The sequence below is a fragment of the Citrobacter sp. Cpo030 genome (assembly GCF_030333005.1).
Taxonomy (GTDB): domain Bacteria; phylum Pseudomonadota; class Gammaproteobacteria; order Enterobacterales; family Enterobacteriaceae; genus Citrobacter; species Citrobacter portucalensis.
The window spans coordinates 1-26,540 of the sequence record NZ_JAOWGT010000041.1; the positions used below are offsets into that span (position 1 = coordinate 1).

21 protein-coding genes and 1 tRNA gene are annotated in these 26,540 nt (G+C 51.0%); 12 read left to right on the top strand and 10 right to left on the bottom strand.

The window, feature by feature from the left end:
* Positions 1-52 precede the first annotated feature (52 nt).
* On the bottom strand, positions 53-733 hold the full coding sequence (fimY, locus tag OGY37_RS01970; protein WP_286619935.1) for a fimbria biosynthesis regulator FimY: 681 nt from the start codon (positions 731-733) through the stop codon (positions 53-55).
* 386 nt (positions 734-1,119) lie between these two features.
* On the bottom strand, positions 1,120-1,713 hold the full coding sequence (fimW, locus tag OGY37_RS01975) for a fimbria biosynthesis transcriptional regulator FimW (RefSeq protein ID WP_008784010.1): 594 nt from the start codon (positions 1,711-1,713) through the stop codon (positions 1,120-1,122).
* A 34-nt stretch (positions 1,714-1,747) separates the two neighbouring features.
* On the opposite strand from fimW, the gene OGY37_RS01980 reads away from it, so the two are divergent.
* Both OGY37_RS01980 and OGY37_RS01985 read left to right on the top strand, forming a co-directional pair.
* Positions 1,748-1,927 (top strand): hypothetical protein, encoded by a 180-nt coding sequence (locus OGY37_RS01980; RefSeq protein ID WP_003831122.1) that lies wholly within the window; start codon positions 1,748-1,750, stop codon positions 1,925-1,927.
* A gap of 39 nt (positions 1,928-1,966) precedes the next feature.
* Positions 1,967-2,043 (top strand) — tRNA-Arg (locus tag OGY37_RS01985).
* Between the two features lie 37 nt (positions 2,044-2,080).
* Here OGY37_RS01985 and torS read toward each other — a convergent pair.
* Positions 2,081-4,846 (bottom strand): TMAO reductase system sensor histidine kinase/response regulator TorS, encoded by a 2,766-nt coding sequence (gene torS / locus OGY37_RS01990; protein WP_148362307.1) that lies wholly within the window; start codon positions 4,844-4,846, stop codon positions 2,081-2,083.
* Between the two features lie 82 nt (positions 4,847-4,928).
* Between torS and torT the strand changes: the two genes are divergently transcribed.
* The gene (torT, locus tag OGY37_RS01995) at positions 4,929-5,960 is read left to right on the top strand and encodes a TMAO reductase system periplasmic protein TorT (RefSeq protein WP_148362306.1); all 1,032 of its coding nucleotides are present in this window, start codon (positions 4,929-4,931) and stop codon (positions 5,958-5,960) included.
* On the opposite strand, the gene torR is transcribed toward torT, so the two are convergent.
* Positions 5,933-6,625, bottom strand: a complete 693-nt coding sequence (gene torR / locus OGY37_RS02000; protein WP_020996565.1) for a two-component system response regulator TorR — start codon at positions 6,623-6,625, stop codon at positions 5,933-5,935. The two genes, torT and torR, sit on opposite strands and share 28 nt — an antisense overlap.
* Positions 6,626-6,756: 131 nt before the next feature.
* Between torR and torC the strand changes: the two genes are divergently transcribed.
* Genes torC through torD form a run of 3 tightly spaced genes read left to right on the top strand, consistent with a single transcriptional unit; the run spans position 6,757 to position 11,076 of the window.
* The gene (torC, locus tag OGY37_RS02005) at positions 6,757-7,935 is read left to right on the top strand and encodes a pentaheme c-type cytochrome TorC (RefSeq protein WP_003831126.1); all 1,179 of its coding nucleotides are present in this window, start codon (positions 6,757-6,759) and stop codon (positions 7,933-7,935) included.
* Complete coding sequence (torA, locus tag OGY37_RS02010) at positions 7,925-10,465, top strand: trimethylamine-N-oxide reductase TorA (RefSeq protein WP_286619044.1); 2,541 nt, start codon at positions 7,925-7,927, stop codon at positions 10,463-10,465. The genes torC and torA overlap by 11 nt, the downstream gene beginning before the upstream one ends.
* Positions 10,462-11,076: a molecular chaperone TorD gene (torD, locus tag OGY37_RS02015; RefSeq protein WP_286619042.1), complete on the top strand. Its 615-nt coding sequence runs from the start codon at positions 10,462-10,464 to the stop codon at positions 11,074-11,076. Before torA ends, torD begins: the two co-directional genes overlap by 4 nt.
* A 54-nt stretch (positions 11,077-11,130) precedes the next feature.
* Here torD and uspF read toward each other — a convergent pair whose 3' ends face one another.
* Positions 11,131-11,559 carry a universal stress protein UspF gene (gene uspF / locus OGY37_RS02020; RefSeq protein ID WP_079938314.1) on the bottom strand — a complete coding sequence of 143 codons (429 nt, stop codon included), beginning with the start codon at positions 11,557-11,559 and terminating at the stop codon, positions 11,131-11,133.
* A 530-nt stretch (positions 11,560-12,089) separates the two neighbouring features.
* Between uspF and OGY37_RS02025 the strand changes: the two genes are divergently transcribed.
* Together OGY37_RS02025 and OGY37_RS02030 are read left to right on the top strand one after the other, a co-directional pair.
* Positions 12,090-13,184, top strand: coding sequence for a NapC/NirT family cytochrome c (locus tag OGY37_RS02025; RefSeq protein ID WP_191235683.1), 1,095 nt, complete (start codon positions 12,090-12,092; stop codon positions 13,182-13,184).
* A 20-nt stretch (positions 13,185-13,204) separates the two neighbouring features.
* Entirely contained in the window at positions 13,205-15,649 is a 2,445-nt protein-coding gene (locus OGY37_RS02030; RefSeq protein ID WP_286619936.1) for a trimethylamine-N-oxide reductase 2, read from the top strand.
* A 68-nt stretch (positions 15,650-15,717) separates the two neighbouring features.
* Here the strand turns inward: OGY37_RS02030 and OGY37_RS02035 are convergent, their stop codons facing one another.
* The 5 genes from OGY37_RS02035 to cusR form a co-directional block, all read right to left on the bottom strand.
* Positions 15,718-16,521 carry an MBL fold metallo-hydrolase gene (locus OGY37_RS02035; protein ID WP_286619938.1) on the bottom strand — a complete coding sequence of 268 codons (804 nt, stop codon included), beginning with the start codon at positions 16,519-16,521 and terminating at the stop codon, positions 15,718-15,720.
* Positions 16,522-16,604: 83 nt separating this feature from the next.
* Positions 16,605-17,108, bottom strand: coding sequence for a hypothetical protein (locus OGY37_RS02040; protein WP_003831134.1), 504 nt, complete (start codon positions 17,106-17,108; stop codon positions 16,605-16,607).
* Between the two features lie 373 nt (positions 17,109-17,481).
* Entirely contained in the window at positions 17,482-17,808 is a 327-nt protein-coding gene (locus OGY37_RS02045; RefSeq protein ID WP_286619990.1) for a PcoE/SilE family metal-binding protein, read from the bottom strand.
* A 125-nt stretch (positions 17,809-17,933) separates the two neighbouring features.
* Positions 17,934-19,385, bottom strand: a complete 1,452-nt coding sequence (locus OGY37_RS02050; RefSeq protein ID WP_286619940.1) for a Cu(+)/Ag(+) sensor histidine kinase — start codon at positions 19,383-19,385, stop codon at positions 17,934-17,936.
* The gene (gene cusR, locus OGY37_RS02055; protein WP_003831137.1) at positions 19,375-20,058 is read right to left on the bottom strand and encodes a copper response regulator transcription factor CusR; all 684 of its coding nucleotides are present in this window, start codon (positions 20,056-20,058) and stop codon (positions 19,375-19,377) included. The genes OGY37_RS02050 and cusR overlap by 11 nt, the downstream gene beginning before the upstream one ends.
* A 195-nt stretch (positions 20,059-20,253) precedes the next feature.
* Between cusR and OGY37_RS02060 the strand changes: the two genes are divergently transcribed.
* From OGY37_RS02060 to OGY37_RS02075, 4 genes are all read left to right on the top strand, one after another.
* The gene (locus tag OGY37_RS02060) at positions 20,254-21,636 is read left to right on the top strand and encodes an efflux transporter outer membrane subunit (protein ID WP_149281857.1); all 1,383 of its coding nucleotides are present in this window, start codon (positions 20,254-20,256) and stop codon (positions 21,634-21,636) included.
* A gap of 32 nt (positions 21,637-21,668) precedes the next feature.
* The gene (gene cusF / locus OGY37_RS02065) at positions 21,669-22,016 is read left to right on the top strand and encodes a cation efflux system protein CusF (protein ID WP_003831139.1); all 348 of its coding nucleotides are present in this window, start codon (positions 21,669-21,671) and stop codon (positions 22,014-22,016) included.
* A gap of 76 nt (positions 22,017-22,092) precedes the next feature.
* Positions 22,093-23,385, top strand: coding sequence for an efflux RND transporter periplasmic adaptor subunit (locus OGY37_RS02070; protein WP_286553696.1), 1,293 nt, complete (start codon positions 22,093-22,095; stop codon positions 23,383-23,385).
* A gap of 11 nt (positions 23,386-23,396) precedes the next feature.
* The gene (locus OGY37_RS02075) at positions 23,397-26,540 is read left to right on the top strand and encodes a CusA/CzcA family heavy metal efflux RND transporter (RefSeq protein ID WP_286619943.1); all 3,144 of its coding nucleotides are present in this window, start codon (positions 23,397-23,399) and stop codon (positions 26,538-26,540) included.

The following is a 26,540-nucleotide window of genomic DNA, read 5'->3' on the forward strand; positions in this document are numbered from 1 at the left end:
GGCTCATGATGTCCCTCTGGGATGCGCTCCGGATGAATATGATGATCTCATATCAGGAACTTGTTCGCACCTTCCCTAAGCCCAGACGCGCAATCAGCTGGTTCAGGCGATAGATGATACGGTGGTAGGGGCGAGCTTGTAACAAAGCAATCTCTTTTAACGAGTTACCTTGTAAAAGTAATTCCACCATCTCCCAATCGAGCTGGTTTATGTGCCTGGAGTGAATATAGCTAAGGACTGGCGACAAGAAAGCGCGGCGCATCTCCGGGAGGCGCAGGCTACGTGACAAGATATAAAATGGACCGGACAGAGAAATAAAAGGGATTAGGTCTTCATCGTGGCGGGAAAGCAATATGAAGATTTGGATGTTATTCCGCGGTTTAATTAGCTGGCGCAGATACTCCAGAACATCAAAATAAGAGATTGTTAAACCTTCCATATCAACCACTAACTGACTAATTACCGACTCTCGCAGGCTGACTTTGGCCGATTCAATGGTCTGGAAGATCGCGGTACGTGCTCCTGAAAATAAATGTCGACCCAGCGCATAGGCCAGATAGTAATCTGTCGTAATAATCGCCTGAGATATAGTGTCACTCGGTAATGTGTATTCGAGTTTTTGCGTCAGATACTCAAGTTGGTCAAATACCTGTGATGTGTAGTGAGGATATTGCCAGGTACAGTTAGTGTTTCGTATACGGCGATGTCGATCCCGGCGTTTTGCGCTGTGCATCCTTTTCCATTCCATTTCTGTTGCGGCAGGTCTGGATAAATTGCCGACTATAAACATCCCTGACCCAAATTTTCTCCAGCGTAAAGGCGAGTTTCCTTGTGCTGTTGGGTTTCAATGCTTCAGCAATCATCAGACTGGCAATTGCGTATCCCATCAGAATAATCTGCCGGAAGTTTTCTGATGTCTTACTCAATGCCCAAAAAGTCGTTTTATCCAGTTCAACCTCTCTATGGGATTAGATAAAATATTACCGGGTGTGTCTTTCTGTTACCCCGGAAATAGTAAGCCAGGATTATTCTGGCAGCCTGAAGCCAGGTACAGTAGGTGTCGATACTTAATTGGTGATGAGATTTTTCTCAATAAAAAATCAGGCAGAGAGATGCCACCTAATTTTGTAGAAAGTTCAGATGCGCCCGGATGTATCTTAAGAATTGCTGATCGTTTTTCACATGCAGCTTTTTCATAATGCTGCGACGGGTGGCTTTGGCCTGAATTTCGCTTACCGAGAGCAAGTGAGCCGTTTCGGCTAAGGTATAGCCGCTGGCGAGAAACATTAAGAACTGACGTTCTTCGATAGAAAAGTTGCGAGTGGTGCAGTAATGGCAGATAGTTGCGGGCACGTTGTTGCGCAGCGCACGTTTTTGCAGGATGAGGACTAATTTCTTAGTCATTTCCTCAACGTCATCTTCCCGATAGATCAGTGGCAACATGTACAGGCAGGGCCGGAACATCAGCTTATCTTTATCGTTTCTGTTGCAGATGACAACCCGATGTTGGCGGCGGGTATGGACCGGAATCTGATAGCAATCGGCGCTGAGCCAATCTTCATCCAGGGAAATAAACGCGATGTCAGCGCGATCGATATCCTCGACAGGCAAAAAGCAAATCTCCTGATGCCACTGATTTGCCAAATGGGAGATGATAATTTTTAGTCCATGTTCGAAGTGACTGTTTTCTTCCTTGATGGCGATACTTAACATTAAAGAGTTCCTGAACCGCTGGAGGGGTAAGGGAATGTTAAGCAAAATCATAAATATTCTAAATACATGTATCCCTAAATCTGGCGTTTCGTGGGCTGAGTTGTTACCAGGTGATTTCCTGGATACCCTTGAACAAGCAGAAAAAATCAACATTCGTTCACTTCGCCAGCAACTGAAACAAAAGGCATTGACTCAGCAGGCGCTGACCGTATAATTCACGCGTTTCATCTGCATGAAGTAATCACTTCGCAATGCGCCCTTAGCTCAGTTGGATAGAGCAACGGCCTTCTAAGCCGTAGGTCGTAGGTTCGAATCCTACAGGGCGTACCATTCAAAATCAGTCCCTATGCTCAGCTTCAACGTACCGTTACGCGCGGGACAATTTTTCTTTTTCCAGCCAACGTTCTACCTCATAAAGACTTTGTTGGATCTCCTCTCTGAGTGAAAAATCACCCAACGGCTGCTGTTCAAGTGCTGCACACATCGTGCTGGCTGAGCGCATTCCCATGCTGGCGCAGCTGCTTTTTAGCTGATGCGTCAGACGTTTTATCCGCTCGTCGTCATGTGCTGCGCGGGCAGCGTCAATCTCATCTAATACAGGAAGAGTGTGTTGCTTAAAGAGCGCTAACCATTCGTGCACCTTTTGCCATCCCATAACCTGGATATCTCCAGACAACTGCTGAAAATCTAACCGTTTGTTGTCATTTTCTGATGCAAGCGGGAGAGTCGCACTACCGTGCAGATAATGCGTAATAAGTCGACTGAGTTCATCCCGGGGGACTGGTTTTTGAATAATGCCAAGGAACAGGGTGCTGGTTCTTTGGCTTAGCGTTTCGTCGATGACGTGCGCGCTAAAGCCGATCAGGCTAAGTGCCGGATAGTCGTGGGCTAACTGCTGTGCCAGCGTGATCCCGTCGATATCAGGAAGATCGAAATCAACCAGAGCAGCATCGTAGCGTGTATCTTCCTGCAATATTTTTAGCGCCTCAGCGGCACTGCTGGCAGCAGTAACCTGTGCGCCATTGAGGATGAGCATTTCAGTACTGATACGTTGTGTAAGGGGATTATCCTCGATAAGCAATAAGCGTAAGCCCTGTAACGATATGGAACGTTGTGCGGGTTTCATGATGGGCATCGTGGTTGCCCGCAATGGCAGACGCAGCTGGAAACAGCTCCCGACGCCGGGCGTGCTGGTGACGCTCAGCTCTCCCTGCATTGCCTGGGCGAGACTGGCGCTGATGGTTAGTCCGAGTCCGGTTCCACCTCGTTTACTGCTTACCTGAACAAACGGCTGAAAAATATCGTGCTGGCGGGCAGGGTCAATTCCACATCCCGTATCTTCAACCTCGATGTACCAGTTTTTGCCCTCACATCGGCTATGCAGGATGATGTGTCCCCGATCGGTAAAGCGTAGTGCGTTGTTTAATAAATTAGTAATGATTTGCCGGATGCGGCGCGGATCGCCACGCAGGGAAGCGGGAACGTCATCGGCAAAATCCGCAACCAGCACGACCGGGCGACCAGCAACGCGGCTGTTCATGAGTTGAATCGTACTTTCCAGCAAGGGTTTGGGTTCAAAAGGCTCATCGCCTATTGCCACATTTTTTCCACCGGCTTCGATGGCGGAATAGTCCAGGATATCGTTGAGGATGGTCAGCAAAGACTCGCCCGAGTCGGTGATTGCGCGTAGATTTTCCCGATGTTGTGCCAGGACGGGATTGTCTGAGAGCAACTGCGCAGTGCCGAGGATACCATACAGCGGGGTGCGTATTTCATGGCTCATGGCGGCAAGAAACGCCGATTTTGCCTGGTTAGCTTTTTCAGCTTCTGCACGGGCCTGTCGGTGTTCAGATACCATAGAACGCAGCTCGGCGGTGCGAGCTTTAACCTGTGCGGCCAGATGTTCACGATGGCTATTGAGGGCGTGAACGCTGCCGCGAAAGGCATCCATCAACCGCCCGATTGTATCCAGTTCACGAACGCCTGCGGTTTCCGGGAATGGGGAGTCAATATCCCCCTCCAGCAGACGCTGTAACGCCTGGGTTTGCTGTGCCAGTGGTCGAGTGACTGAGCGATAAACCACACGCCAAAGTATAAGAATCAGCAAACATAATGACACGCCACCTAACAGCAGCAGCAAGTGTTGCCCGCGCTGGCTGGTCTGTTTGAGATGCGCCAGTCCACTTTGATTACGCTGGCCGATGGTTTCCACCAACTGGCTGACTTCGCTACTGAAACGGGTAAATTGCTCGATATTATTCTGCGATAAGATCTGCAATTGGGTCGTGATGTCATTATCCTGGCGATACAGGGACAGCAGCTCAACATAACGGCTAATCGTATTGACGGTGTTGGCCACCTGAGTGCGCACCACGGGATCTTCAATACGTATTTGTCGGCGCTGAAGTACTCTGACGGCGGCATTCAACTGGTTTTCCAGCGCAGCGAGGTTATTCTGCGCCTGGTTATTCCCCAGGTTCATGACCATTTGCTGCACGCGTAGCGCACTCAGGCGCAGTTCATTCATCTGATTATAATATTCCAGATCGATATCGATGAGTCTGTCCAGCGCGTGTTCAGCGGCCTGTCCCTGATGGCTCTCAATCAAATCGTAAATGCTGGCCTGTGTCGCGCCCGCTGATGTGGCGGCATTACTGGCCTGACCACGTGCCATTTCAGCAACGTCAGCGGTGGCCTCAATAATTTGCTGGCTGAGTTGTTGCTGTTGCTCGCGTAATTTCAGGCGTTCGCCAACCATCTCCCCCTGATGACTTAACGACCGGGCGATTTCTTTCTCCTGCTGTTCAATGGCAGAAGTATCAAAGCCCTGTTCACGAAGAGTTTTGAGTAATGTGGTTATTTTCAGGCTCTGGGCGGTTAGCATTCTCCCCTGAGCCAGCCACATATTTTCATTGTCTGCGGTGGTCAGATTTTGTGCGGAAAACAGTTCCCAGGCGCTGGCTTCGCTGAGCTGGCGCGCCATATCCATGGTTGGAATTAGCGCCTGGGTATTGGCCTGCTCAACCTGGCTGACAAAACGCAGGTTATACCAGCCTGTCAGCGTACTGATGAGAGTCAGTGCCGCCATCAGCGCAAAGCCTATCCACAGTCGTTTAGTCAGAGATAAATTCACTGTCTGGTCGCCACAGTTTAAAAAGGTTGAGTCCAAAAGAGGAAAGCAACTAGGATAAAGCCTTATCAATGTTGAGGCTATCATGCGCGTATTGGTTTTCCTGTTAATCACGATTTTTCCCGGTTTGAGTCATGCGGCTGGAGCCGCATTGCTGCGCTGGCAGGATACGCAGCAGGCAGTCCCGGAACTGCAATCGGACGTTACTGCAAACAAAGTCTGGAAACTGTGCGCGCTGTATCCCAGCCTGAAAGACTCCTATTGGCTTTCAGTGAATTACGGCATGCTTGAGGCGGCGAGAAAATACGGAGTAAGTCTGAAGGTGTTAGAGGCGGGAGGGTATCGTCAGTTCTCCACGCAAAAAACACAAATAGCCCAGTGCCAGCAATGGGGAGCAGATGCCATATTGCTGGGTAGTAGCACGACGACCTTCCCGGATCTTTCCGCGCAGGTAGGCGCGTTGCCGGTAATTGAGGTAGTGAATGCGATACACGATCCGACGGTGAAAGCACGGGTCGGCGTTCCGTGGTTCCAGATGGGGTATCAGCCGGGTCGCTATCTGGTCAAGTGGAGCAGTGGCAAACCGTTAAAGGTTCTGCTATTGCCAGGACCTGATGACGCCGGAGGCAGCCGCGAAATGGTGGCAGGATTCCGTCAGGCGATTGCCGGTAGTCAGGTGCACATCGTGGATGTGGCGTTGGGGGATAATGATATTGAAGTTCAGCGCAACCTGTTACAGGAGATGCTTGAACGTCACCCGGATGTCGATGTGGTTGCCGGTACGGCAATTGCTGCGGAAGCGGCGATGGGAGAGAAGCGGAATCCGGGGACGCCGCTAACCGTGGTCTCTTTTTACCTGTCGCATCAGGTATATCGTGGACTCAAACGCGAAAGAATCATTATGGCTGCCAGCGATCAAATGGTCTGGCAAGGTGAACTGGCGATTCAACAGGCTATCAGAGTATTACAAGGGCAACCGGCACCGGAAAATATCAGCCCGCCTATCCTGGTGCTCACCCCGAAAAATGCCGACAGCGAGCATGTTCAGCGCTCGCTGTCTCCCGGCGGGTTCCGTCCGGTTTATCTGTATCAGTACACGTCGGCCGCTAAAAAATAACCTTCGCCGTGCTGTGTCACCAGTAAATCAGCCCGTAGCTTGTGGCGCAAACGGCGGATCAATACATCCACGGTGCGTAAGTCTGGATTGTCTACCCGTCGTGCCGAAAGCATACGCAGTAAACGTTCGCGGCTGAGAATTTCCCCCGGATTGGTGACAAAGGCGACCAGCATTTCATACTCGGCGCGGGTGAGTTTGATCGTCTCATCGCCCAGCTCCAGGGTATGCCGGGAGACATTCAGACAGTATCCGGCAAACTGATAGCAGTTATCTTTGGTCTCCGGCTGTGCCTGGCGGGCAAGATCGATACGCCAGAGCAAATTTTTAACCCGAACCACCAGTTCACGTAGCTCCAGCGGCTTGGTGACATAATCATCAGCGCCCATTTCCAGGCCAACGATCCGGTCAATTTGATCGCTACGACCTGTCACCAGAATTATCCCCACCGTTGAGCGTTCGCGCAGGGCGCGGGTCAGCATTAAGCCATTTTCGTCCGGGAGGTTGATATCCAACAGAATGAGATCGACAGGATGTTGTGACATGATTTCACGCAGACCAGCTCCGCTGGCGGTGACAGAGACATGATAACCTTCCTGTTCAAAATAAGCCTGTAACCGTGCCTGGGTGACCGGTTCATCTTCAACAATGACAATGTGATGCGGCATCCTGATGGCGTTCTCTTTCTGTTCATATCTGTTCACATTGTGCCGTAAGCCATTCATCCTGACCAGTGTTACTGTTCACATTTGAGAAATAAGATCCTCTGTAACTAAACCATAAGATTACAGGGGCTATTATGCGGAAACTATGGAGGGCGCTGCTCAGACCGAGCGCACGTTGGTCAGTGTTGGCGCTGGTCGTTATCGGGATTGTGGTCGGTATTGCGCTGATCGTCTTGCCGCACGTTGGTATTAAATTAACCAGTTCTACCGAGTTTTGCGTGAGCTGCCACAGTATGCAGCCGGTTTACGAAGAATATAAACAGTCTGCACATTTTCAGAATGCCTCCGGGGTACGCGCAGAATGTCATGACTGCCACATTCCATCCGATATTCCAGGCATGGTGAAACGTAAGCTGGAGGCCAGCAACGATATTTACCAAACCTTTGTTGCCCACTCTATTGATACTCCAGAGAAATTCGAAGCCAAACGCGCTGAGCTGGCGGAACGCGAATGGGCGCGAATGAAGGAGAACAATTCCGCGACCTGTCGTTCTTGTCATGACTATGATGCGATGGACCACGCTAAACAACATCCTGAAGCTGCGCGCCAGATGAAGATTGCGGCCAAGGACAACCAATCCTGTATCGACTGCCATAAAGGTATTGCACACCAGCTTCCCGATATGAGCAGCGGTTTCCGCAAGCAGTTTGATGAGTTACGCGCCAGGGCGAACGATGATGGCGAGACGCTCTACTCTCTGGACATCAAACCTATTTATGCCGCCAAAGGTGATAAAGAACCTGCAGGCTCACTGCTGCCCGCTTCTGAAGTGAAAGTGTTAAAGCGTGATGGTGACTGGCTGCAAATTGAAATTGTCGGCTGGACCGAGAGTAATGGGCGTCAGCGCGTGTTGGCGCAACTGCCGGGCAAGCGCATTTTTGTGGCTTCCATTCGTGGCGATATCCAGCAGCACGTGAAGACGCTGGAGCAAACCACCGTTGCGGAAACGAATACGCCATGGAGTAAATTGCAGGCCACTGCCTGGATGCAGAAGGGCGATATGGTCAACGACATCAAACCGATCTGGGCTTATGCCGACTCACTCTATAACGGAACCTGTAACCAATGCCACGGCGCACCAGAGAAAGAACACTTTGATGCTAACGGTTGGATTGGCACGTTGAACGGCATGATTGGATTTACCAGTCTGGATAAACGTGAAGAACGTACCTTGCTGAAATATCTGCAAATGAATGCCTCTGACACTACGGATAAGCCGCATGGCGATAAGGGAGAAAGCAATGAAAAATAACGATCTCTTTCAGGCATCGCGCCGACGTTTTTTGCTGCAACTGGGCGGCTTGACCGTAGCAGGTATGTTAGGGCCTTCGCTGCTCACGCCGCGTAGCGCTAATGCCGCAGAGGTGCAGGGGGCAGGCGTCAAAGAGGGGATTCTGACCGGTTCTCACTGGGGGGCCATTCGTGCCACCGTGGTTGACGGTCGTTTCATTGAGGCCAGGCCGTTCGAGCGCGATAAATACCCGTCAAAAATGATCGCCGGACTCCCGGATCACGTACATGGTGGAGCGCGTATTCGCTACCCGATGGTCCGCGTGGACTGGTTGCGTAAACGCCATCAGAGCGATACCTCGCAACGTGGAGATAACCGCTTTGTGCGCGTTTCGTGGGATGAAGCGCTGGATTTCTTCTATCAGGAACTGGAGCGCATTCAGAAGACTTATGGTCCGAGCGCGCTGCTAACGGCCAGCGGCTGGCAATCGACCGGGATGTTCCACAATGCTTCCGGGATGCTGGCGCGTGCCATTGCGCTGCATGGCAACAGCGTGAGTACGGGGGGCGACTATTCCACCGGTGCCGCTCAGGTCATTCTGCCACGTGTGGTGGGATCAATGGAGGTCTATGAGCAGCAAACCTCCTGGCCACTGGTACTCGAAAACAGCAAAACCATTGTGCTGTGGGGTTCTGATCTCATCAAAAACCAGCAGGCGAACTGGTGGTGTCCGGATCATGATGTCTACGAATACTACGAGCAACTGAAGGAAAAAGTGGCACGGGGCGAGATTTCGGTCATCAGCGTTGACCCGGTCGTCACCTCGACTCATGACTACCTGGGCCGCGACAAGGTTAAGCACATCGCCGTGAATCCGCAGGCTGATGTACCGCTACAGCTGGCGCTGGCACACACGCTGTATACCGAGAAGCTCTACGATAAGCATTTCCTCGAGAACTACTGCGTTGGGTTTGAGCAATTTCTGCCTTATCTGCTGGGAGAAAGTGACGGACAGCCTAAAGATGCCCAGTGGGCGGAAAAAATCTGCGGGATTGATGCTGAGACAATCCGTGAACTGGCACGGCAGATGGCGGGCGGCAGAACGCAAATTATTGCCGGCTGGTGCGTGCAGCGTATGCAGCACGGGGAACAGTGGGCGTGGATGATCGTGGTGCTGGCCTCAATGCTTGGGCAAATTGGCTTACCCGGGGGAGGATTTGGCTTTGGCTGGCACTACAACGGCGCGGGCACCCCAGGGCGTAAAGGCGTTATCCTGAGCGGATTTTCTGGTTCCACCACCGTTCCACCGGTACATGACAGTACCGATTATAAGGGCTACAGCAGTACCATCCCGATCGCGCGTTTTATCGATGCGATTCTGGAGCCGGGCAAGAGCATTAACTGGAACGGTAAAACCGTCAAACTGCCACCGTTGAAGATGTGCGTTTTTGCCGGGACCAACCCGTTCCATCGTCACCAGCAGATCAACCGTATTATTGAGGGCTGGCGTAAGCTGGAAACCGTTATCGCCATCGACAATCAGTGGACGTCGACCTGTCGATTCGCCGATATCGTATTGCCGGCGACGACCCAGTTTGAACGTAACGATCTTGACCAGTATGGCAACCACTCCAACCGCGGCATTATCGCTATGAAGCAGCTGGTGCAGCCGCAGTTTGAAGCGCGTAATGATTTCGATATTTTCCGCGATCTTTGCCGCCGCTTTAACCGTGAAGAAGCGTTCACAGAAGGGCTGGATGAGATGGGCTGGTTGAAGCGCATCTGGCAGGAAGGAAGCCAGCAAGGGAAGGGACGCGGTGTTCATCTTCCGGCTTTCGACGTTTTCTGGAATCAGCAAGAGTACGTTGAATTCGAACATCCGCAGATGTTTGTCCGCCATCAGGCCTTCCGCGAAGATCCTGACCTTGAACCTCTGGGGACGCCGAGCGGTTTGATCGAGATCTATTCGAAAACTATTGCCGATATGCAATATGACGATTGCCAGGGACATCCGATGTGGTTTGAGAAAATCGAACGTTCACACGGTGGGCCTGGATCGCAACGTTGGCCGCTGCATCTGCAATCCGTCCACCCGGATTTCCGTTTGCATTCACAGCTCTGCGAGTCCGAAGCGCTGCGTAAGCATTACGCGGTAGGTGGCAAAGAGCCGGTGTTTATTAATCCGCAGGATGCCAGCGCCAGGGGGATCCGCAACGGCGATATAGTTCGTGTATTTAACGCGCGTGGACAAGTGCTGGCCGGCGCGGTTGTCTCCGATCTCTACTCGCCGGGCGTGGCGCGCATCCATGAAGGTGCCTGGTACGATCCTGATAACGGTGGAGAAATCGGAGCGCTGTGTAAATATGGCAATCCGAACGTGTTAACCCTGGATATCGGCACGTCTCAGCTGGCGCAGGCGACCAGTGCGCATACTACGCTGGTGGAAATTGAGAAATATGCCGGTAAGGTGGATAACGTGACGGCGTTCAGCGGCCCGATAAAAATGGTGGCGCAGTGTGAATATGTCCCGGCTGAGCAGGTGAAGTCATGATAAAAGACACCTCCCTGACAACAGAACAGATGGCCTGCGTTTATGCCTGGCTGGCGCAAATGTTTTCCCAGGAGCGTGACGGTGAAGGATTAGCGCAATTGCAGTCCAGCGAAATGGCTGAGTGGTTCGCGGTGCTCAAAGGCGAGTCGCTGCTTGAGGCGCAGGTTCTTCAACTGGAAGCGAAAATTGCCGCGCTCAAGGTCCGTGAAGACGCTACTCTGGAACTGGCGGCTGATTTTTGCAGCCTGTTCCTGATGTCGGATAAACACGCAGCGTTACCCTACGCATCGGCTCATCTTGAAGAAGGGCCAAACTACGGGGTCATTAAACAACTGTTATCTGATGCGGGCATGCAGGTAAGCGATACGTTTAGCGAATCAGCCGATCATCTGGCGATTTTTATCGAACTGCTGAGCCATCTGCATTTTTCTCTTGGTGAGCCAGGGGTTAGCCGTCAGCGTATTGATGCGTTGCGCAGAGAAACGCTGGCAGGGCTGTTACGCTGGTTACCGGAATTCACCACCCAATGCCGCCAGTATGATGACTTTGGTTTCTACGGTGCGTTGAGCCAGTTGTTACTGGCATTGGTCAGACTGGATCATCAGAACTGAGTGATGGCCTAAGCCACAAAAAACGGGAGCACATTCGCTCCCGTTTTAACCCTATCACCGCACAACCAGCACCGGGCATTTCGCGTGGCGGACTACGGCTGCCGCCGTTGACCCCAGCAAATACGTGCTAAAACCGGGCTTATGTGAGGCAATGACAATAAGCTCGGCGTCCACCGCTTCCGCCACCTTGAGGATCTGATCTTTTGGTGGGCCGTAAACGACGTGAGTCTGACTCCTGCCCGCAGGAATATTGAACTGCTTAATAATCTCTTCGAGTTTTTCGCTGGCCTTGGCCTGCAAACCACTTCTGTCCGGAAATTCGGTAGAGTAGGCCAGCCCCAGCGAGGCATAGAACGGAACGGTAGGAATAACGGCTAAAAAGTGAACCTTCGCGGTTTTGGCATGCGCCTGGACCTGCGGAACAACATGACGAGTTAAATCGGTTTCAGAGATATCAATGGGCACCAGAATTGAGCGATACATATTCACTACCTCCTGTTTGTTTACCTCTACTCTGAGTGTAGCGAAAGTCGTCTCTGTATAATAAGTGACCAGATCAAGATTGCATGCATAAAATGTACGTCAATGAAAGGTGTGCGCCGCAAGTCTTATCGTGAATATATATCTGAGCAAAAACTAAAAGGGAAGTCTCTTCGTAAATGCTTGTCATCTCGAAATAGAAAAGGATTCATTTTCATGTCTTTTCATTGTATATTTTATTATATAACGAGTGTCGCTAAGGGATGAATTTTAACGCACCTCAGTAATCATTGGATTTTTATTCTTATATTTCCATAATTAATAGTTAATTAAACCGTAGATTGAGATTAAAATTCTGATTTTAAACGGAATTTGATATTTACATTTCGTTCTCATTAATTATGCGAGCCCCTTCAAACTTACCCGTTAGCTGATTCTTATTTCTCTCTTCGCTTGATGAATATCAATAAGTAGCTGCTTTAGTATATTTATTGTCTACCCCTAAAAGGGTATTTGCCTGATGGAAATAAAAGATGAGAAAAATAAATAAAACTATCCTATGGACGATGCTGCTGTGCATTGCTCTTGGGGCTATTATTGTGTTGGCTGGGCAATGGACATTGCACAAAACCTCGAGCACGGAATTTTGTTTGTCGTGCCATACGATGCAGGCACCTTATGAGGAATATACCGGCTCGGTTCACTTCCAGAATCAGAAAGGCATTCGCGCAGAATGCGCGGACTGTCATATCCCGGAGGGCGGTCTGGATTTTCTGGTGGCTAAGCTGCGGGCCTCAAAAGATGTTTATCATCAGTTCATAACCAAAAAAATCGATACCCCGGAAAAATTTGAAGAACACCGTCTGGAGATGGCGCAAACCGTTTGGGCACAGCTCAAGGCTAATGATTCTGCGACCTGCCGTAGCTGCCACAGTATGGACGCCATGGATCTTGCCGCACAAAGCGCGGATGCTCAGAAGATGCACAAAATGGGCATCGCGGAAAAGCAAACCTGTATTGATTGCCATAAAGGCGTCGCCCATTTCCCACCTGAAATAAAAATGGATGACAGCGCGCTTAAAGGGCTTGAAGCGCAGTCAGCCTCCACCCCAGCTTCAGCAACTGAACTTTATGCTGTAAGCAACACCGCGTTGGGCGATCTGGGAACCGTTTACCCGGCAACCAAAATGCAGGTCCTGAAAACAACGGACAACACGCGATTGGTCGAGATTCGCGGTAGCCAGATGCAAGGAAGTGAACAGGTTATTTACTACGCAGCAGGGCAGCGTTTGATTCTCGCCAGCCTGAGTGAAAAAGGTCAACAGTCGCTGAAGATCCTCTCCGACTGGAAAAAGGATGATTACGGCAATGCGTGGCGAGATGTCGTGCTGCAAGGGGAATGGAGTGGTTCCGCTCTCGCCAGCCGTGAACCTATGTGGGATTACGCGCGCAAACTCGACAATGTGTACTGCGCAGGCTGTCATGCGCCAATTCCGGCGAATCATTTCACGCTCAACGCCTGGCCTTCAGTAGCCAAAGGGATGGGGGCTCGCACCAATATCAGTGAAACCGAACTGGATATCCTGAGCCGTTACTTCCAGTACAACGCTAAAGACATGAATAAATAAGCGATCAATCAGGAGAAATCATGAAACTCACAAGACGTGACTTTATTAAGACGGCTGGCGCGGCAACCGGGACAATGGCGATTTCTTCGGTGATCCCAATGCCAGCCTGGGCCGAAGGCCAGAATGGCGGGGCAATCCTGACGGCAGCACGTTGGGGTGCGGTATACGTGGAAGTAAAAGACGGAAAAGTGGTTTCCTCAAAAGGTGCGTTGCCGAAAACGGTGCCGAACTCATTACAGCAAACCGCGCCAGATCAGGTTCATACCAATATCCGCGTTAAGTATCCGATGGTGCGCAAAAGCTATCTGGAAAACCCGGGTAAAGCGGATGGCAAACGCGGTAACGATCCTTTCGTGCGGGTTAGCTGGGAGCAAGCGCTGAAGCTCATTCATGAACAGCACAGCCGGATCCGCAGCAGCTATGGTCCCGCTTCGATATTTGCCGGTTCTTATGGCTGGCGATCCAGCGGCGTTCTGCATAAGGCGCAAACCTTACTGCAACGTTATATGAGCATGGCTGGTGGCTACGCCGGGCATACCGGAGATTATTCAACCGGTGCCGCGCAGGTGATCATGCCATACGTTGTGGGATCGGTTGAGGTTTATGAGCAGCAAACCACCTGGCCGATGGTGCTTGAGCACAGTCAGGTCGTGGTGCTGTGGGGGATGAATCCGCTCAACACCCTTAAGATTGCCTGGAGCAGCACGGATGAACAAGGGATTGAATACTTTAATCTGCTGAAGAAATCAGGGAAAAGCGTCATCGCCATCGATCCGATGCGTTCTGAAACTATCGAGTTCTTTGGTGATAACGCGACCTGGATTGCGCCACATATGGGGACCGATGTGGCAATGATGTTAGGGATAGCCCATACGCTGGTGAAGAAAAACCTTCACGACAAAGCCTTCCTGGAAAAATACACCACCGGATATCCGCAGTTTGAAGAGTACCTGCTCGGCAAGAGCGATAAAGTAGAGAAAACCGCCGAGTGGGCATCTGGCGTGTGTGGCGTGCCTGCTGAGCAACTGGAAAAGCTGGCGGAAATTTTCTCCAGCAACAAAACCATGCTCATGGCAGGTTGGGGGATTCAGCGCCAGCAATACGGTGAGCAAAAACACTGGATGCTGGTGACTCTGGCGGCGATGCTGGGGCAAATTGGTACCGAAGGCGGCGGCTTCGGGTTCTCTTATCACTATTCCAACGGCGGTAACCCAACGCGCACCGGTGGGGTCTTACCGGCGATCTCCGCCAAAATTGAGGGTGGGTCATCGGCAGGTAATGACTGGGCGGTTTCCGATGCGGTGACCAGCCTGCCGGTAGCGCGAATTGTCGAGGCGCTGGAAAACCCAGGCGGCAAATATCAACATAACGGTAAAGAGCAAACCTTCCCGGATATCAAAATGATCTGGTGGGCGGGCGGCGCTAACTTTACCCATCATCAGGATACCAACCGCTTAATCAAAGCCTGGCAGAAGCCTGAGCTGGTTGTCATCTCTGAGTGCTACTGGACCGCAGCGGCCAAACACGCCGATATCGTTCTGCCAATCACCACCTCGTTTGAGCGTAACGATCTGACCATGACCGGTGATTACAGTAACCAGCATTTGGTGCCGATGAAGCAGGTCATTGAGCCGCAGTTTGAAGCGCGTAGTGACTTTGATGTATTTGCCGATCTGGCCGAGATGATCAAGCCGGGGGGGAAAGCTGTCTACACCGAAGGCAAAGACGAAATGGCGTGGCTGAAGCAGTTCTATGACGTCGCACAAAAAGCCGCCCGCGCCCAACGTGTTGCAATGCCTCAGTTCAACGCATTCTGGCAGCAGAATAAACTGATCGAAATGCGTGAGAATGAAAAGAATAACAAATATGTGCGCTACGCGGATTTTCGCAGCGATCCGGTGATGAACGCACTCGGAACGCCGAGCGGCAAGATAGAAATCTATTCGAAAACGATTGAAGGCTATCAGTATAAAGACTGTCCGCCGCATGCGTCCTGGATTGAACCGGATGAATGGAAAGGAACGGCGGATAAAGATCAGCTGCAGCTACTGACTGCGCACCCGGCACATCGTCTGCACAGCCAGCTGAACTACGCGTCGCTGCGTAAAGAGTACGCGATTGCCAATCGTGAACCAGTGACGATTCATCCGGATGACGCGAAAGCCAGAGGGATTGCCGAGGGCGATCTGGTCCGCGTATGGAATGCGCGCGGACAGGTTTTGGTAGGAGCGCACGTCAGCGACGGCATCAAACCGGGCATCATCTGTATCCATGAAGGTGCCTGGCCGGATATTGAAAACGGTATCTGTAAAAATGGCGGTGCGAACGTGCTGACGGCGGATATCCCAACCTCACGGCTGGCGAATGGCTGTGCAGGGAATACCAGCCTGGTATACGCAGAAAAATTCACCGGTGAAGCGCCAAAACTCACCGTCTTTGATGAGCCAGCCATTGTCACTATGTAATAAAGGCTGATAAACGGGAGCCGCAAGGTTCCCGTTTTTTATTGCTGCATTGGCAACGTTGACTGTCGTTACTCTGCCAGCACAATTACATCTCCCGTTGCCGGGGCGTCAGTTCCCGGTAGCCACAATCGACCCCATGAACCGGTGCAATGACAGCCGAGCAGTTTTTCGGGTTGTTGTTGCTTAATAAATTGTCGGGTTCGCCATAGCTTAGCGGGGGAGGCTGCACGTAAATGGAACCCACCGACGAGGGCATAAATTTGGTTAACCCCGGTGATTTTCTGGCAATGGCGTACGATGTTCTCTATTCCCCGATGCCCGCAACCGGTAATGATGACTAACCCGCGTTCAGATTTATAGATCAATACGCCTTCGTCACTGATGTAATCTGGTTGGAGTGTTTTCTCGCTAATCACACCATAGGACTGTGGCGTGGGGACGCTAATTTCCCCGGACCACAAAAAGCGATCGCTGATAGCCAGCGGCTCGCGGGTGTATTCCATTATGAATCGAGAGTAGTTGTTATCTCGCGAGAGTTTTTTAATTTTTCGTGGTATTCCCGCAACCGTTATCGATGCGTAACGCTCGCAGGCCAGTTGAGGATGGCAAATGATACGGCTGTTATCCGCAAGCCACGGCACGCCGCCGCAGTGATCATAATGACCGTGCGAAAGTACTACGGCGGTTAATTGGGTCAGGTCTACGCCCATTTGCGTAGCGTTGTGCATGAAGCTGCCATCCGGCCCGGTATCAAACAATATTGTGGTTGTTTCATCCTGAACTAACAGACTTAATCCAGGCTTGGCCAGTAATGATTTTCCAGCGCCAGCAGCGCGTCGGTTTTCAAGCAGCACCGTGAGGGTTAAAGCCATGCCTGACTCCCGTATTAAAACGGCATATTGTAATGCATCGGTTTTGAGAGCGCTGTGATCGCAGCGCTCTTTAACGTTATCCGTCATTCACGCACAATTTTGCCTGCGTTTCCTGCATCGCTGTCATTCCAGCTACCGTGACCATTTGTTTTAATCGTATAGGTGGCATAGCCGACACGGAAGGTCATCGTATCCTTATAGGTATTTACGTCACGCACTTCATTACCATTGACGTAAACGCCGGAATCTTCCACGTGAATATCAACGCTGCGTTGACCATTGGCAAATTTGGCTACGTAATTTCCGCTGAATTTGCCATCAATACCGGCATTATCGTGGTTATCCCGGTCTGCGGTATTTTGCTGTTTTTCACCATGATGATGACGATTCTGCTGGCCGTTGCTGTTCTCAATAAAGCCATGATCGCGGTTCCACTGATAGGATTTATTCACATCGCAGCCATTGAGTTCACTCATCTGCGTACAACCTGAACGTTCATACTTTTTCTGCATTGCCGGGGTAATTGCACATGCTGTTGTGGCAGTTGTCAGACCAAGGACCAGGAGGGTTAACAGACGTTTATTCATTTTTTTACTCACTATCATCATTAAATTTATTTATAGGAATGCGAACTTTTGGATTGTCATGTTTACGACGACGGCAGTCTCCCATTAAATATTAATGAAGCATACCAGGGGGAATCCTAATTTATAATTAGGGTGGGGTGATCAATGCTGTAATACGCAACATAATAAGCTGTTTATTTACTTATTTTATACAATCCGGGTAGAGAACTAAGATGTATTTACTTTTAGAAGAAGGATTTAATGAATTATTAATATTGACATTAACGATGAAGTAGGTCGCGGGCTTGTATATAAACAGGCCCGCGTGGGGAGAATAGTCCACAATATTCAAACTTCGCGTATTTATGGATGTCGTTGTCAATATAGTTCGTCTTTACCCCTGAGTGGAAATCTGCGCGCGGTGCTGCTCGGCCTGTACCTCATGAGCAAATGAATGGCCGTTGTTTACCGATTGGTGAACAACCATCGCTTTTTCATGTTCATTCATTTGTGAAAATGATTTCGCATTGGTTGATGTTGACGATGAATTATTTGCTTGCGCGGCATGTGCTTGTGCCATTTGTTGATGTGCAGGGGCATCGCTGTTATTCATAATTTCATGAGCCATTGCGGCCTGCTGATGCATTTTGGGTGTTTCTGCCGCATTAACGCCAGCTGAAATAAAAAACGCGATAGCTAAAAAAGAGGACATCTTATTCATCATATTTCTCCTGTTTGGGTTTACGGAAGAAAGTATAATTAATAGGGGCTGTCAGTGGCGTGACAGGATTATGACGGTTGTGTCAGACAACAGGTGATGACGGGTATAAGCGCCATCACCATAAATTACATCGCGTGCTTGGGCAGCGTCAGAATAAAGCGAGTGGCATGAGGGTCGGAAGTCACCGAGACTTTTCCTTGATGGGCAGTCACAATCGATTTCACAATCGCCAGACCAATGCCGCTGCCTTCGCCCTTACGCTGTCGTGAAGGGTCCACTCGATAAAAGCGGTCAAAGAGTCGCGGAAGATGTTGCGGGGGAATGGGGTTTCCGGGATTCTCAACGACTATCTGCACCTGGCCATCTGCCTCTTTCACCCGCACGGTTACCGACTCGCCTTTTGGCGTATAGCGCATGGCATTTGACAGCAGGTTACTCATTGCCCTGCGTAACATTAATGGGTCGCCTGAAACCCAGCATGCGCGTCCTTCAAACCGTAAACCAACCTCACGCTCTTCTGCCCAGGCTTCGAAAAAGTCGAACACTTTACCGACCTCATCAGCCAGATTGAGCGCTTTTTTTTCTGGGATCAGCTGATTGTTATCCGCCTGCGCCAGAAACAGCATATCACTCACCATTTTCGACATACGGCCAAACTCTTCGAGATTGGAATACAGCACGTCTTCGAGTTCTTTTTGGCTGCGGGTCTGGCTGAGCGCAATTTCCGTTTGGGTGACGAGGTTGGTTATCGGCGTGCGGATCTCATGGGCAATATCCGCCGAGAAGTTCGACTGACGTTTAAATACGTCCTCGATGCGTTCGAGCATGTGATTAAACGAACTCACCAGTTGTTCCAGTTCAATAGGAACCGCCTGCGGATCGAGACGAACATCGAGATCTTTTGAGGTGATATTTTGGATGCGACGACTAACATTACGGATCGGTTCATGACCTTTGTATACGGCGAACAGTACGATAAAAACAATCATCATGCTAATCAGCGATGCCGTCATAATCAGCTTGTTTTTCAGATCGTTAATATAGTGCAGGTGAAAGTCGATCGATAACGCCAGATACAGCGTATACGCTGGTTTTCCATCGGCAAGTTGTCCTACCGGCAGGCAAATCATTCGCCAGTTAGACGATGTTTTCTGTCCGTGGATATGTTTGGAGGTTTGCAGTGTGGGGCCTGAGATAATAAAAACATCGCTGGCATGAGCATTTTTATCGGGCCTTGCACTGGCGATAAACTGCCGAAGATCCGGCGCATTGGGCGAATGGAAAATGGCCTTCTGGTTGCTATCTTCCAGAGAAATAATGACGTTCGAATAACCCTCCACCACATTTTTTAGCGTTTCCAGGCGGCGTGATTCTGGCTCGTTGGGTTGGTTAATAATCCTCTCCAGCGTGGCGCTAATCTCTTGTAAATCGTTGATGTCCTGCTCGGCGAAGTGGACTTTCACGGAGTGGATCATTATCCATGCAAAGGCGAAAAATGAAGCAATTGTCGCCAGGCTGATAAAAAAGGTCAGTCGTGTCGCCAGTGAAAAAGGGCGCCGCCATCGTTTACTGGTCATCAGGAACCTCAAGCATATATCCCACACCGCGCACGGTCTGAATCAGTTTCGGCTCAAAATCGTTATCAATTTTGGCGCGCAGACGCTTAACAGCGACGTCGATAGCATTAGTATCGCTGTCAAAATTCATATCCCAGACCTGGGAGGCGATCAGTGAGCGGGGTAAAACTTCCCCCTGATGGCGCAGGAAAAACTCAAGCAGCGTAAACTCTTTGCTGGTCAGGGTGATGCGCGTACCGCTGCGGGTGACTTTTCTGCTGACCAGATCGACCATTAAATCCGCGACCTGAAACTGGCTTTCGACAATCACCGCAGCGCCCCGGCGCAGCAGCGTTCTGACCCGAGCCAGCAGTTCGGCGAAGGCAAACGGTTTAACCAGGTAATCATCAGCACCCAATTCCAGACCTTTAACCCGATGCTCAATGGTACCCAGTGCGGTGAGGAGAAGAATGGGCATTCCTTTGTTGGCGGAACGCAGCATCCGCACGATATCCCAGCCGTTTACATCCGGCAGCATGATGTCGAGTATGAGCAGGTCGTAATCGCCGGTCATCGCCAGGTGATACCCGTTCAGGCCGTTATCCGCTAAATCCACGACAAAACCCGCTTCCGTCAGGCCTTTGGTCAGGTATTCACCGGTTTTTTTCTCATCTTCGACTATCAAAACCTTCATCGCATTCTCCTTCTCGCACTGGTTGTGCGGACTTTCAATTCTAGGGAAGCGGGATCGGATAGCAATCTGTTATTAGGAAAATGACAGTTTTGTCATTTTCCTGTCACCGGTTAAACAGAGTCACTTCGTTAAAGTACAAGACTATAAATTCCTACTTATTTTAGGGACATCAGTCCGGTCAGGACGAGAAGAACTATGAGCAAATTTAAGCTTCTTACTCTCAGCGCTATATTCGTGCTCGCTGGTTGTTCATTGGCGCCGGACTATCAGCGCCCGGCTTTGCCGGTGCCACAGCAATTTTCTTTAAGCCAGAATTCCCTGGTGTCGGCTCCTGGCGAATACCAGGACACGGGGTGGCGAACCTTTTTTGTTGACGACCAGGTGAAGGCGTTGATTGGTGAGGCGCTGATCAATAACCGCGATTTACGCATGGCGACGCTGAAGGTTCAGGAAGCGCGAGCGCAGTATGGCGTCACGGACGCTGACCGTTATCCGCAAATCACGGCAGGCTCCAGCGGTACCTACAGCGGTAAATTAAAAGGTGATAGCAGCACCGATCGTGAATTCGAAGCTGGACTCAATCTCAGTTTCGACCTGGATTTCTTTGGGCGGCTTAAAAATATGAGTGAAGCCGAACGGCAGAACTTCTTCGCCAGCGAAGAGGCGCGTCGGGCGGTGCATATCTTATTAATTTCCAACGTGTCACAAAGTTATTTCAACCAGCGCCTGGCTTACGCGCAGTTGCAAGTTGCCGAAGAAACGCTGCAAAACTATCAGCGCTCTTACGCTTTTGTAGAGAAGCAACTGATAACCGGTAGCACCAACGTACTGGCGTTGGAACAAGCACGCGGTGTGATTGAAAGTACGCGTAGCGAAATTGCCAAGCGTAAAGGTGAGTTGGCACAGGCCAATAACGCGCTGCAACTGTTGCTGGGTACATACGGGAAATTACCCGATGACCAGGCGCGCAGCCGTGGGGATCTTAAACCGGTAACGCTGCCGCCATCGCTTTCGTCGCAAATACTGTTGCAGCGCCCGGATATTATGGAAGCTGAGCACGGATTATTGGCGGCAAATGCCAATATCGGTGCTGCGCGGGCGGCATTTTTTCCGTCGATAACGTTGACCAGTTCCGTGTCCAGTAGCAGTAGCGATCTTTCCAATTTATTTAATGCCTCCAGCGGCATGTGGAATTTTGTCCCCAAAATAGATCTTCCAATCTTCAACGCCGGACGTAATCAGTCCAATCTCGACCTGGCAGAAATTCGCCAGCAACAGTCAGTAGTGAATTACGAACAAAAAATTCAGAACGCGTTTAAAGAAGTGGCGGATGCACTGGTGTTGCGCCAAAGCATTGCCGATCAAATTAGCGGGCAGCAGCGTTACCTGGATTCATTGCAAATCACACTACAGCGCGCCAGAGCGCTTTATCAGAATGGTGCAGTTAGCTATATCGAAGTATTAGATGCAGAACGTTCTTTATTCGCTACGCAGCAATCGCTGCTCGATCTTAATTACGCCCAACAGGTTAATGAAATTAAGCTGTTTGCTGCCTTAGGCGGCGGTTGGGTGGAGTAATCCTTAATATTAACTTTTCAGGAGCATGATGTATGAATACTACCGCCAAAGCCGTGCTGTTTAGCCTTTTCTCTATGGTTATGTTTAACGCCCAGGCCAATGAAAATCAGCATGGCGAGATGATGAATATGCAGCCAGCGGCTCAACAGGAACAACTCATTAGTGCTACCGGGGTGATTGAAGCTGTTGATATGGAGAGTAAAAAAATCACGATCAAACATGACCCTATTCCAGCGGTGAACTGGCCGGCCATGACGATGCGCTTTACGCTGGTTGCTGATACGAAGGCTGATGATATTAAGCCTGGCGATAAGGTCGCGTTTACGTTTGTTCAGCAGGGAAATCTCTCTGTGTTACGCGATATTCACATCAGTAAATAACGTTCTCGCTGGTCTCTTTTATTCTTGCCCGGGTTTTTGCGAACGCGGGCGAGACTATCGCGCAATGGAAATCACTATGGCGTCTTTAAATATTAAAAATACCGCGCTTATTCTCGGTAGCATGATTGCCGGCGGGATTATTTCTGTCGGTGTTTATACTTATTATTCATCGGCAAAAATATCGTCTGTAGCCGGGCCAGTTCAGCAAAAAGAAGCCAGAAAAGTGTTGTTCTGGTATGACCCCATGTATCCGAACACGCGCTTCGATAAACCGGGTAAATCGCCGTTTATGGATATGGATCTGATCCCGAAATATGCCGATGAAGAGACCGCGAACGCGTCATCACCAGGCGTGCGCATCGATCCTACACAGACCCAGAACCTGGGGCTGAAAACAGAGCCAGTGCGTCGTGGACCACTGCACTACGCGCAAACTTTCCCGGCCAACGTTAGTTATAACGAATACCAGTTTGTTATTGTTCAGGCACGTTCTGCGGGCTTTATCGAGAAGGTTTACCCGCTGACAGTGGGGGACAAAATTAAGCAGGGTTCGCCGCTGATCGACCTGACTATTCCTGATTGGGTTGAGGCGCAGAGTGAATATTTATTGCTGCGGGAAACGGGAGGTAGCGCGACGCAGGTGGAAGGGATTCTGGAGAGATTACGTCTGGCTGGAATGCCTGAAGCGGATATTCAGCGCTTAAAATCAACGCGTAAAATTCAGACCCGCTTTACCCTGAAAGCCCCTATCGATGGGGTGATCACCGCATTCGATTTGCGTACCGGTATGAACATTTCTAAAGACAATGTGGTCGCGAAAATTCAGGGTATGGACCCGGTATGGGTCAGCGCGTCGGTTCCGGAATCAATCGCCTGGCTGATTAAAGATGCCTCGCAATTTACCATCACCGTGCCCGCCTGGCCGGATAAGCCTTTCACCATCAGCAAGTGGAGTATCTTACCAAGCGTTGATGCGACCACGCGGACGTTGCAAATCCGTTTGCAGGTTGATAACCCCGATGAGGCGCTCAAGCCTGGGATGAATGCTTACCTGCAACTGAAAACACAAAGCGAGCCAATGCTGCTGATCCCGTCTAAAGCGCTGATTGATACGGGTACCGAGCAGCGGGTAATCACCGTTGATAACGAAGGCCGATTTGTGCCGAAACAGGTTGCGGTATTCCATGAATCTCAGGGATTGACGGCTATCCGCTCCGGCCTGACCGAAGGCGAAAAAGTGGTGTCCAGTGGCCTGTTTCTGATTGATTCCGAAGCGAATATCTCTGGCGCACTGGACCGTATGCGCGCTCAGAACAGTAAGACGCAAGACGCAGCCGCCATGCCAGCCCAGGCGACCCATTCACACTGAGGACATGATAAATGATTGAATGGATTATCCGTCGTTCGGTGGCAAACCGTTTTCTGGTGATGATGGGGGCGCTGTTTCTCAGCGTCTGGGGAACCTGGACCATCATCAATACGCCGGTTGATGCGCTGCCCGATCTCTCTGATGTTCAGGTGATCGTCAAAACCAGCTATCCGGGTCAGGCGCCGCAACTTGTTGAAAACCAGGTGACCTACCCGCTGACCACCACCATGCTGTCGGTTCCGGGCGCGAAGACGGTGCGCGGTTTCTCGCAGTTTGGCGACTCTTACGTATACGTCATTTTCGAAGATGGTACCGATCCTTACTGGGCGCGCTCGCGCGTACTGGAGTACCTCAACCAGGTTCAGGGAAAATTACCGGCTGGCGTTAGCGCGGAAATGGGACCGGACGCTACGGGCGTCGGCTGGATATTTGAGTATGCGCTGGTGGATCGCAGCGGGAAACATGATCTGGCGGAATTACGTTCTCTTCAGGACTGGTTTTTAAAGTATGAGTTAAAAACGATTCCTAACGTGGCGGAAGTCGCCTCGGTAGGCGGCGTGGTTAAACAGTATCAGGTCGTTATCGATCCGATGAAGCTGACGCAATATGGCATCAGCCTGGCGGATGTGAAATCGGCGCTGGATACGTCGAATCAGGAAGCGGGCGGCTCATCTGTTGAGATGGCCGAAGCGGAATATATGGTCCGTGCCAGTGGATATCTGCAAACGCTTGATGATTTCAATAACATCGTCCTGAAAACAGGGGCCGACGGTGTACCTGTTTACCTGCGCGATGTGGCGCGCGTACAGATTGGGCCGGAAATGCGCCGTGGGATCGCCGAACTGAATGGCGAAGGCGAAGTCGCGGGCGGGGTGGTTATCCTGCGTTCCGGTAAAAATGCGCGTGAGGTGATCTCTGCCGTTAAAGCCAAGCTCGATACGCTGAAAAGCAGCCTGCCGGAAGGCGTAGAGGTAGTTACAACATACGATCGCAGTCAGCTCATCGATCGCGCCATTGATAACCTCAGCTACAAGCTGCTGGAAGAGTTTATCGTCGTGGCGCTGGTGTGCACGTTGTTCCTGTGGCATCTGCGTTCGGCGCTGGTGGCGATTATTTCCCTGCCGCTGGGGCTGTGTATCGCGTTTATCGTGATGCATTTCCAGGGGTTGAACGCCAACATCATGTCGCTAGGGGGAATTGCCATTGCCGTCGGGGCGATGGTTGATGCCGCAATCGTGATGATTGAAAACGCCCATAAGCGGCTGGAAGAGTGGGGGCATCATCATCCGAATGAAAAGCTCGATAACACAACGCGCTGGAAGGTTATTACTGACGCCTCGGTAGAAGTCGGCCCGGCATTGTTCATCAGCCTGTTGATCATCACGTTGTCGTTTATCCCCATTTTCACGCTTGAGGGGCAAGAAGGGCGACTGTTTGGCCCGCTGGCGTTCACCAAAACGTATGCCATGGCAGGCGCGGCATTTCTGGCGATTGTGGTTATTCCGATCCTGATGGGATTCTGGATCCGTGGAAAAATACCGGCCGAAAGCAGCAACCCGCTTAACCGTTTTCTGATCCGTATTTACCATCCGTTGTTGCTGAAGGTGTTGCACTGGCCCAAGACCACCATTCTGGTGGCGGTGCTTTCAATACTGACGGTTGTCTACCCGCTGAATAAAGTCGGTGGTGAATTCCTGCCGCAGATTAACGAAGGTGATCTGCTGTATATGCCTTCGACATTGCCGGGGATCTCAGCGGCGCAGGCAGCGGACATGCTGCAAAAAACCGACAAGCTGATCATGACCGTTCCTGAAGTGGCACGCGTGTTTGGTAAAACCGGTAAGGCAGAAACCGCAACAGACTCCGCGCCGCTGGAAATGGTTGAAACGACGATCCAACTGAAGCCGCAGGACCAGTGGCGTCCGGGGATGACGATGGACAAAATCATCGCCGAGCTGGACAAAACCGTACGCTTGCCGGGGTTGGCGAATCTGTGGGTTCCGCCGATTCGTAACCGTATCGACATGCTCTCTACGGGGATCAAAAGCCCAATTGGCATTAAGGTGTCGGGTAATGTTCTGGCAGATATCGACGCCACGGCGGAGCAAATTGAAGAGGTGGCCAGAACCGTGCCGGGTGTCTCTTCGGCGCTGGCCGAGCGTCTGGTGGGCGGACGCTATCTCAACGTAGATATCAATCGTGAAAAAGCGGCCCGGTACGGCATGACCGTAGGTGCAGTGCAGCTGTTTGTCACTTCAGCGGTAGGAGGGGCAATGGTGGGCGAAACGGTGGAAGGGATTGCACGCTATCCTATCAACCTGCGCTATGCGCAGAGCTATCGTGATAGCCCGGAAGCATTGAGTAATCTGCCGATTCTGACGCCCATGAAACAGCAAATTACGCTGGCGGATGTCGCCGATGTGACGGTGGTTTCGGGGCCTTCGATGCTGAAAACCGAAGATGCGCGACCAACCAGTTGGATTTACATCGACGCCCGAGATCGTGACATGGTCTCAGTGGTGAACGATCTGAAAAAGGCTATTGCTGAAAAGGTCCAGTTAAAGCCGGGGACCAGCGTGGCGTTTTCGGGGCAATTCGAGCTGCTTGAGCGCGCCAGCCATAAGCTCAAGTTGATGGTGCCAATGACGCTGATGATTATCTTCGTCTTGCTTTATCTGGCCTTCCGTCGCTTTGGCGAAGCGCTGCTGATTATCACCAGTGTGCCTTTTGCGCTGGTGGGCGGCATCTGGTTCCTTTACTGGATGGGTTTCCATATGTCGGTCGCAACAGGGACCGGATTTATCGCCCTGGCAGGTGTTGCTGCGGAGTTTGGCGTGGTGATGCTGATGTACTTGCGCCACGCTATTGAAGCCGAACCCGCGCTGGAAAATCCGCAAACCTTTACGGCGGACAAGCTGGATGAAGCGTTATATCACGGTGCCGTGCTGCGCGTGCGGCCAAAAGCGATGACCGTGGCGGTGATTATCGCGGGTCTGTTACCTATCTTGTGGGGGACGGGAGCAGGCTCAGAAGTCATGAGCCGCATCGCCGCGCCGATGATTGGCGGCATGATCACCGCGCCATTGCTGTCGCTATTCATTATTCCGGCTGCGTATAAGCTGATGTGGCTGCACAGACACCGTAGCCAAAAGTAA